The 7519-nt window shown below is 67.1% G+C and carries 7 protein-coding genes and 1 tRNA gene; 2 read left to right on the forward strand and 6 right to left on the reverse strand.

From position 1 onward, the window contains the following. Window positions 1-148 precede the first annotated feature (148 nt). Complete coding sequence (gene pyk / locus GUY61_RS31435; protein ID WP_166633643.1) at window positions 149-1579, forward strand: pyruvate kinase; 1431 nt, start codon at window positions 149-151, stop codon at window positions 1577-1579. 28 nt (window positions 1580-1607) lie between these two features. On the opposite strand, the gene GUY61_RS31440 is transcribed toward pyk, so the two are convergent. Beyond that, window positions 1608-2396: a helix-turn-helix domain-containing protein gene (locus tag GUY61_RS31440; RefSeq protein WP_166633644.1), complete on the reverse strand. Its 789-nt coding sequence runs from the start codon at window positions 2394-2396 to the stop codon at window positions 1608-1610. Between the two features lie 84 nt (window positions 2397-2480). After that, window positions 2481-2563, reverse strand: a tRNA-Leu gene (locus GUY61_RS31445). Between the two features lie 99 nt (window positions 2564-2662). Here GUY61_RS31445 and GUY61_RS31450 point away from each other — a divergent pair. After that, the gene (locus GUY61_RS31450; RefSeq protein ID WP_166633645.1) at window positions 2663-3328 is read left to right on the forward strand and encodes an ANTAR domain-containing response regulator; all 666 of its coding nucleotides are present in this window, start codon (window positions 2663-2665) and stop codon (window positions 3326-3328) included. Between the two features lie 110 nt (window positions 3329-3438). On the opposite strand, the gene GUY61_RS31455 is transcribed toward GUY61_RS31450, so the two are convergent. From GUY61_RS31455 to GUY61_RS31470, 4 genes are all read right to left on the reverse strand, one after another. Beyond that, window positions 3439-4155 (reverse strand): ABC transporter ATP-binding protein, encoded by a 717-nt coding sequence (locus GUY61_RS31455; protein WP_166633646.1) that lies wholly within the window; start codon window positions 4153-4155, stop codon window positions 3439-3441. Next, the gene (locus GUY61_RS31460) at window positions 4152-5051 is read right to left on the reverse strand and encodes an ABC transporter ATP-binding protein (RefSeq protein ID WP_166633647.1); all 900 of its coding nucleotides are present in this window, start codon (window positions 5049-5051) and stop codon (window positions 4152-4154) included. Before GUY61_RS31460 ends, GUY61_RS31455 begins: the two co-directional genes overlap by 4 nt. Before the next feature lie 5 nt (window positions 5052-5056). Then, entirely contained in the window at window positions 5057-6880 is a 1824-nt protein-coding gene (locus GUY61_RS31465; protein WP_166633648.1) for a branched-chain amino acid ABC transporter permease, read from the reverse strand. Between the two features lie 5 nt (window positions 6881-6885). Continuing rightward, the coding region (locus tag GUY61_RS31470) for a branched-chain amino acid ABC transporter permease (protein WP_166633649.1) at window positions 6886-7519 on the reverse strand (634 nt) is incomplete at its 5' end.

Consider the following 7519-nt stretch of genomic DNA (forward strand, 5'->3'; position numbering starts at 1 on the left):
TATAAGAGACAGGCCCCCACCACCGGAAACGCTCAAAGGAGCGACCCCCCGCACAATTCAACACTTGTCAACAACCATTCACGCAAAGGTTGTTGAGTAGTCACGCCCGGCCAATTACCTACCCGGCGGTAAGCAATACGCTCGAAACATGCGCCGAGCAAAAATCGTCTGCACCCTCGGGCCCGCCACCGACTCGTACGACCAGATCAAGGCCCTGGTCGAAGCCGGAATGAACGTCGCCCGCTTCAACCTCAGCCACGGCAGCCACGCCGACCACGAGGAGCGCTACCAGCGCGTGCGCAAAGCCTCCGACGAAACCGGTAGAAGCGTCGGCATCCTCGCCGACCTTCAAGGCCCGAAGATCCGCCTCGGACGCTTCCGTGAAGGCCCCGTACTCCTTGAACGCGGCGACCCCTTCACCATCACCACCGAAAAGGGCACCCAGGGCGACAGCGAAACCTGCGGAACCACCTACGAAGGCCTCGCCGCCGACGTCACCCCCGGCGAACGCATCCTCGTCGACGACGGCCGCGTCTGCCTCGAAGTCACCCGCGTCGACGGCCCCCGCGTCCACACCACCGTCATCGAGGGCGGCATCGTCAGCGACAACAAGGGCCTCAATGTCCCCGGCGCCGCACTCTCCGTCCCCGCACTCTCCGAAAAGGACGTCGAAGACCTCCGCTGGGCCCTCCACACAGGCTTCGACATCATCGCCCTCTCCTTCGTACGCAGCGGAAACGACGCCGAGGACGTCCACCGCATCATGCGCGAGGAAGGCCGCCGCGTCCCCCTCATCGCCAAGATCGAAAAACCCCAGGCCGTCGAACACCTGGACGACATCGTCGCCGCCTTCGACGGCATCATGGTCGCCCGAGGCGACCTCGGCGTCGAAATGCCCCTCGAACAAGTCCCCATGGTCCAGAAGCGCGCCGTCAAACTCGCCCGGCGCAACGCCAAACCGGTCATCGTCGCCACCCAGATGCTCGACTCGATGATCGACAACTCCCGCCCCACCCGGGCCGAGGCCTCCGACGTCGCCAACGCCGTCCTCGACGGCACCGACGCCGTCATGCTCTCCGGCGAGACCAGCGTCGGCAAATACCCCGTCGAAACCGTCAGGACCATGGGCCGCATCGTCGAAGCCGCCGAGGAACACCTCCTCGCCCGCGGCCTCGCACCCCTCACCGAGAGCAACAAACCCCGCACCCAGGGCGGCGCCGTCGCCCGCGCCGCCGCCGAGATCGGCGACTTCCTCCACGCCAGGTACCTCGTCGCCTTCACCCAGTCGGGCGACACCCTCAAGCGCCTCTCCCGCTACCGCTCCCCGATCCCCCTCCTCGCCTTCACCCCCGACCCGGCCACCCGCTCCCAGCTCAACCTCACCTGGGGCGTCGAGACCTTCCTCGCCCCCGCGGCCGAGACGACCGACGGCATGGTCGCCCAGGTCGACGAGGCACTCCTGCGGCTCGGCCGCTGCGACAAGGGCGACACCGTGGTCATCACCGCCGGCTCCCCGCCCGGCGTCCCCGGCACCACGAACCTCGTCCGCGTCCACCACATCGGCGAGTCCGTCCACTGACCCCGGGGCGGGCCCGCCCCGCCCCACCTCAGTACTTCGGCCCGACGTGCGCGTCCATGAGCGCGACGGACGCCCGCCGCGCGACGGAGATGTTGAATGGATCGCTGCCCCGAGCGAGGATCGTCCATTCGACACCGACCTTGGTCAGGGTGTCGGACATGAGCTTGCGAACGTCGTCGGACTTGTTGCTGAAGAAGTAGCGCGGGTATTCGTACCGTTTGCGCTCGCCGCCTACGATCTTGATCGTCCAGTTGGTGATGCGGCATCCGTCCGAGTGGATGAGGCCGCGTACGAAAGCCCACGGGTGAGAGTCCACAATCTGCTGCTGCCATTGCTCCAGGTGGATGGGGCGCTGGTGCTTCTTTCCGGGGCCGTGCTGGGGAAAGAGGCATTCCAGGTGTTTGGAGTAGAGCTTGAGATTGTGGGAGCCGCTGCGGCGCACGCGGCACACGCGGTTGTCGGGGAACACCATGCGCATGGCTTGTTCCGTCAATCCGGACAGTCCGGGCCAGGCGTCGTCGCAGGCGATCATCAGGCTGGGCACCCGATGTCCCGAATGGTGGCTGATGTGTCCGTCGCCGAGATAGAGCCCCAGTAGGTATGAATAGGCCGCGCTATCAAGGTCCCGACCGTCGCACCGGGGACATTTCGGGTCGTGCGCTCTGGGTATTGCACCGCGCCTCACGCGGTCCGTGTGCTTCCAGTAGCTGACGGTCCCAGGGGGCACGTCCAGTCGTCGGGCAACATCCGCGTTCCTCGCGCCGCCGCGCAATAGAGCGAGGGCCGTGTGGCGGACATCGGGACTATGAGGTTTCATGACGCCACTCTGGGTGACAATGGGGTGGCTTTGCGCAGCAGAAAGCGGATGTTCACGCGAAGGTGAACGTCCACTTGAGATGGGTGCCGGGTGCGGGATTCGAACCCGCAAGCCCTCACGGGCAGAGGTGTTTGAGACCTCCGTGTATGCCGTTCCACCAACCCGGCGAGGCTGTTACTGCCCGGAAGTGTACCGGGTGACCATGCGCCGCCGCTGCTAGGTAGGCTCATGGGGAGCAGCACCCTGCCCTTGGAACGAGGAGTCCCGTGACCGCCCCCGAGCCGACACCGCCCGTCGACGACGACAAGTCGCACGTCCCGCCGCTGACCACTCGCGTTGTGATCGCCGAGGACGAAGCCCTCATCCGCCTCGACCTCAAGGAGATGCTTGAGGAGGAGGGGTACACGGTCGTCGGTGAGGCCGGTGACGGTGGGACTGCCGTGGAGCTTGCCCGTGAGCACCGGCCGGATCTGGTGATCCTGGATGTGAAGATGCCGGTGCTGGACGGTATCTCCGCGGCGGAGAAGATCGCCGAGGAGGGTATTGCGCCGGTGCTGATGCTGACCGCGTTCTCGCAGCGTGAGCTGGTGGAGCGGGCGCGGGACGCGGGTGCGATGGCGTATCTGGTGAAGCCGTTCAGCAAGAGTGACGTGGTGCCGGCGATCGAGATGGCGGTGTCGCGTTACACGCAGTTGAAGGAGCTGGAGAAGGAGGTCGCGGACCTCTCGCAGCGGCTGGAGACGCGGAAGCTGGTGGACCGGGCGAAGAGTGTGCTGCAGACGCAGTACGGGTTGACGGAGCCGGCTGCGTTCCGGTGGATCCAGAAGACGTCGATGGACCGTCGTATGTCGATGCAGCAGGTGGCGCAGGCGGTCATTGAGGACGCGGAGGAGAAGAAGGCGGCTGCGGCGAAGGCGAAGGAGCAGCAGTAGCCGTAGTGGTCGTAGTGGTGGGCTGCTGTCGGCCGTTGGTGTGATGGCGGGAGGCCCCCGTCCCGGGTTTCCGGGGCGGGGGCCTCTCGTCGTTTGTGCGGGGGTGGGTGTCAGTCCTCGCCGAGGTATGCCTTGCGGACGGATTCGTCGTGGAGGAGGTCCTGTCCGGTGCCGGAGAGGACGATCTTGCCGATTTCCATGACGTGGCCGTGGTCGGCGAGGGAGAGGGCCGCCTGGGCGTTCTGTTCGACCAGGAGGATGGTGGTGCCCGCGTTCTTGAGTTCTTTGATGGTTGCCATGATCTTCTGCATCATGATCGGCGAGAGGCCCATGGAGGGTTCGTCGAGCATGAGGAGTTTGGGCTGGGACATGAGGGCGCGTCCCATGGCGAGCATCTGCTGTTCTCCGCCGGAGAGGGTGCCCGCTGCCTGCTTTCGGCGTTCCCCGAGGATGGGGAAGAGGTCGTAGGCGCGTTGCATGTCCTTCTCGATGCCTGCCTTGTCGCTGCGGAGGAAGGCGCCGAGTCGGAGGTTGTCCTCGATCGTCATGCGGGGGAAGATGTGCCGGCCCTCGGGGGAGTGGGCGAGTCCGAGGGAGACGATCTGGTGGGCGGGGGTCTTCTTGAGTGACTTGCCGTCGAACCTGATCTGGCCGCCGAGGGGCTTGAGCAGTCCGGAGAGGGTGCGCAGGGTGGTGGTCTTGCCTGCGCCGTTGGTGCCGATGAGGGTGACGACCTCGCCGGCGTCGACCTTGAAGGAGATGCCCTTGACGGCTTCGATCTTGCCGTAGGCGACTCGGAGGTCTTCGACTTCGAGGAGTGCGGTCATCGGTCGTTCTCCTTGCGGGGCGCGGCGTCGGCCTTGGCTTCCGCGGCTGCGACCTCCGCGGCTTCGTCGTCGCCGGGGGCGTCTTCGTAGGGTTCGCCGAGGTAGGCGGCGACGACGCGTTCGTCGCCCTGGACGGTGTCCTTGTCGCCTTCGACGAGTTTTTCGCCCTGGACGAGGACGGCGACGCGGTCGCAGAGGTTGAAGATGAACCGCATGTCGTGCTCGATGACGAGGACGGCGATGCCCATGTCGCGGATGGCGAAGACGAGTTCTTCGGTGGCGCGGGTTTCTTGCGGGTTCATGCCGGCGGTGGGCTCGTCGAGGAGCAGGAGGCCGGGTTCGCTGGCGAGGGCGCGGGCGATCTCGAGCTTGCGCTGTTCGCCGTAGGGGAGGTTGCGGGCGAGGTGTTCCGCCTTGTTCGCGAGGCCGACGAACTCGAGGAGTTCCATGGCGCGTTCGCGGGAGCGTGCCTCGGCCTTGTGGAAGCCGGGGCCGCGCAGGAGGGCGGACCAGAGGCCCTCTTTGGTGCGGGTGTGGCGGCCGACGAGGACGTTTTCCAGGACGGTCATGTTGGCGAAGAGCCGGATGTTCTGGAAGGTGCGTGCGATGCCGGCGGCGGTGACCTTGAAGGACTTGGGCGGCAGGACGGTGCCTTTGTAGCGGACCTCTCCCTCGGTGGGGATGTAGAGGCCGGTGAGGCAGTTGAAGAAGGTGGTCTTGCCGGCGCCGTTGGGGCCGATGAGTCCGACGATCTCGCCGCTGTTGACGTGGAGGTCGACGTTGCGTACGGCGGTGAGGCCGCCGAAGCGCATGGTGACGCCGCGTGCGTCGAGGACCCTTTCGCCGGGTGTGGGGGCGGCGGGTGTGGTGCCCTGGGTGGTGGTGTCGGTGGTCATGGTGGTCAGGCCCCTGCCTTGCTGAGGACTGTGGGCGCTTCGGCTTCTTCGTGGAATTCGAGCTGGCGGCGCCGGTTGGGAATGAGGCCTTCCGGACGGAAGCGCATGATCAGTACGAGCGCGAGGCCGAAGGCGAAGAGCTGGTAGTCGCCGAGGAACTGGAGCTTGGCGGGGATGAGGTAGAGCAGTGCGGCGCCGACGAGGGGTCCGCTGATGGTGCCCATGCCGCCGAGGACGACGGCTGCGAGCAGGAAGGCGGAGTTGGGGGGTACGACGTGGGCGAACTGGTACTGCTCGGGGGTCACGGTGTAGGTGACGTGTGCCTGGACGGTGCCGGCGAGGCCGGCGAGTGTGGCGCCGAGGGCGAAGGCGATGAGTTTGACGCGGAAGCCGTTGATGCCCATGGCGAGTGCGGCGGTCTCGTCCTCGCGGATGGCGATCCAGGCGCGGCCGATGCGGGAGTCGCTGCTGCGTCGGAAGACGATGACGACGACGAGGGTGATGAGGAGCATCAGCAGGAAGTAGTTGGCGAATCGCGCGATGGTGAATCCGCCGATGGTGTGTTCGGCGCCGAAGTCGAAGCCCAGGATGTTGAGGTTGGGGATCGAGGAGATGCCGTTGGATCCGTTGGTGAGGTCGGGTCCTGAGGTGCCGTCGGCGTTGAGGACGGCGAGGCGGAAGATTTCGCCGAAGCCGAGGGTGACGATGGCGAGGTAGTCGCCGCGCAGGCGGAGGGTGGGGGCGCCGATGACGACGCCGAAGACCATGGCGACGGCGGCGCCGAGGAGGGCGGCTGCCCAGAACGGCAGGTGGATGTCGAACGGCGAGGAGGGGGAGCCGGAGACCATGGCGGCGGTGTAGGCGCCGACGCCGAGGAAGGCGACGTATCCGAGGTCGAGGAGGCCGGCGAGGCCGACGACGATGTTCAGGCCGAGGGCGACGGTGGCGAAGATGAGGATGTAGACGCCGATGGTGGCGTACTGGTCGTCGGCCTGGGTGAAGGGGAATGCGGCGGCGGCGAGGAACGCGCCGGTCATGGTGATGGTGCGGTGCTTTGCCGTGATGGCGGAGACGCGTGCGACGAGTCCGGCCTTGAAGAGCGCGGCGAAGCCGAAGCCGGCGGTGATGAGGAAGCCGACGAACAGTTCGTCGTATTCGGTGCCGATGCCGTAGGTGAAGACGATGAGGCCCAGTGCCATGGCCGCGACGATGACGAGGATCTCGGCGTAGGCGGGGATCTTGCGGGCCGGGGTGACGGTGCCGGAGGCGAAGGCGGCCTTGAGGACCGTCATGTCGTTGCGCCGGTTGTGGCGGTACTGCTCCCATGCGCTGTCGTCGGGGTCGGCGGGTTCGGTGGCCGGCCGTTCGAAGGGGAGGGAGAGTGCGCCGAGGACGGCGGCGAGGGTGGCGATGGCGGCGACCCAGCCGCCGGGTTCGAGGTTGGCGAGGCCGCCGAGCTGGACGCTGATCGCGATGATGGTGTACCAGGCGGTGGCGAACGCGGCGAGGGCGGAGAGCTTGATGGCGCTGTCGGCGCTGCCGGGGGTGAGCCATTGCAGGCCCTTGACGCCGTAGGAGGCGAGGCCGAACAGGGTGGTGAGGGCGCCGCCGAGGAGGACGAGGACCTGGAGTCCGCCGGGGTAGCCGTAGACGGTGAGGTCGCCGGGGAATGCGGCGGTCCAGGTCCAGGCGAGGAATGCGGAGGCGGTGGTGAGGGCGCCGCCCGCGGTGGCGAGGGCGCGTCCGGCGTTCGGCGGGATGCCGATGAGGCCGGTGGTGGGGGTCGCCGGGGTGGCCGGCGTCTGGGGAGGTGTGGTCTGTGTCGTCATCGTTGTCACGCCCTGTCCGCCACGCGCTCGCCGAGCAGGCCCTGTGGCCTGAAGAGGAGCACGAGGATGAGGAGTACGAACGCCCAGACATTGGCCCAGGACTGGCCGCCGAGCTGCTGCATGCCGGGGATGTCGCTGATGTAGGCGGTTGCCATGGTCTCGGCGATGCCGAGGACGAGGCCGCCGATCATGGCGCCGTAGATGTTGCCGATGCCGCCGAGGACGGCGGCGGTGAAGGCCTTGAGGCCGAGGATGAAGCCCATGCGGAAGTCGATCTGGCCGTACTTGAGGCCGTAGGCGACGGCTCCGACTGCGGCGAACGCGGCGCCGAGGGCGAAGGCGACCACGATGATGCGGTCGGTGTTGATGCCCATGAGCTTGGCGGTGTCCGGGTCCTGGGCGGTGGCCTGCATGCCGCGTCCGGTGCGGGTCTTCATGACGAAGTAGGCGAGGATCGCCATGCTCAGGGGGGCGGCGGTGAAGAGGAAGACGTCGCCGGTCTGGAGGGTGACGCTGCCGATTTCGAAGGGTCCGCCGGGGATTTCGGGGAAGGTGCGGGCGGACTTGGCCTCGGGGTACCACGCCCATACGGCCTGCTGGAGGGCGAGGGAGAGGCCGATGGCGGTGATGAGGGGGGCG

The sequence above is a fragment of the Streptomyces sp. GC420 genome, from assembly GCF_009916105.1.
In the GTDB taxonomy this organism is placed as follows: Bacteria; Actinomycetota; Actinomycetes; order Streptomycetales; family Streptomycetaceae; genus Streptomyces.

Bases quoted from the DNA above. Each gene is read 5' to 3' on its own strand.
- pyk (WP_166633643.1), top strand. From the start codon at position 149: ATGCGCCGAGCAAAAATCGTCTGCACCCTCGGGCCCGCCACCGACTCG.
- GUY61_RS31440 (WP_166633644.1), bottom strand. From the start codon at position 2,396: ATGAAACCTCATAGTCCCGATGTCCGCCACACGGCCCTCGCTCTATTG.
- GUY61_RS31455 (WP_166633646.1), bottom strand. From the start codon at position 4,155: ATGACCGCACTCCTCGAAGTCGAAGACCTCCGAGTCGCCTACGGCAAG.
- GUY61_RS31460 (WP_166633647.1), bottom strand. From the start codon at position 5,051: ATGACCACCGACACCACCACCCAGGGCACCACACCCGCCGCCCCCACA.
- GUY61_RS31465 (WP_166633648.1), bottom strand. From the start codon at position 6,880: ATGACGACACAGACCACACCTCCCCAGACGCCGGCCACCCCGGCGACC.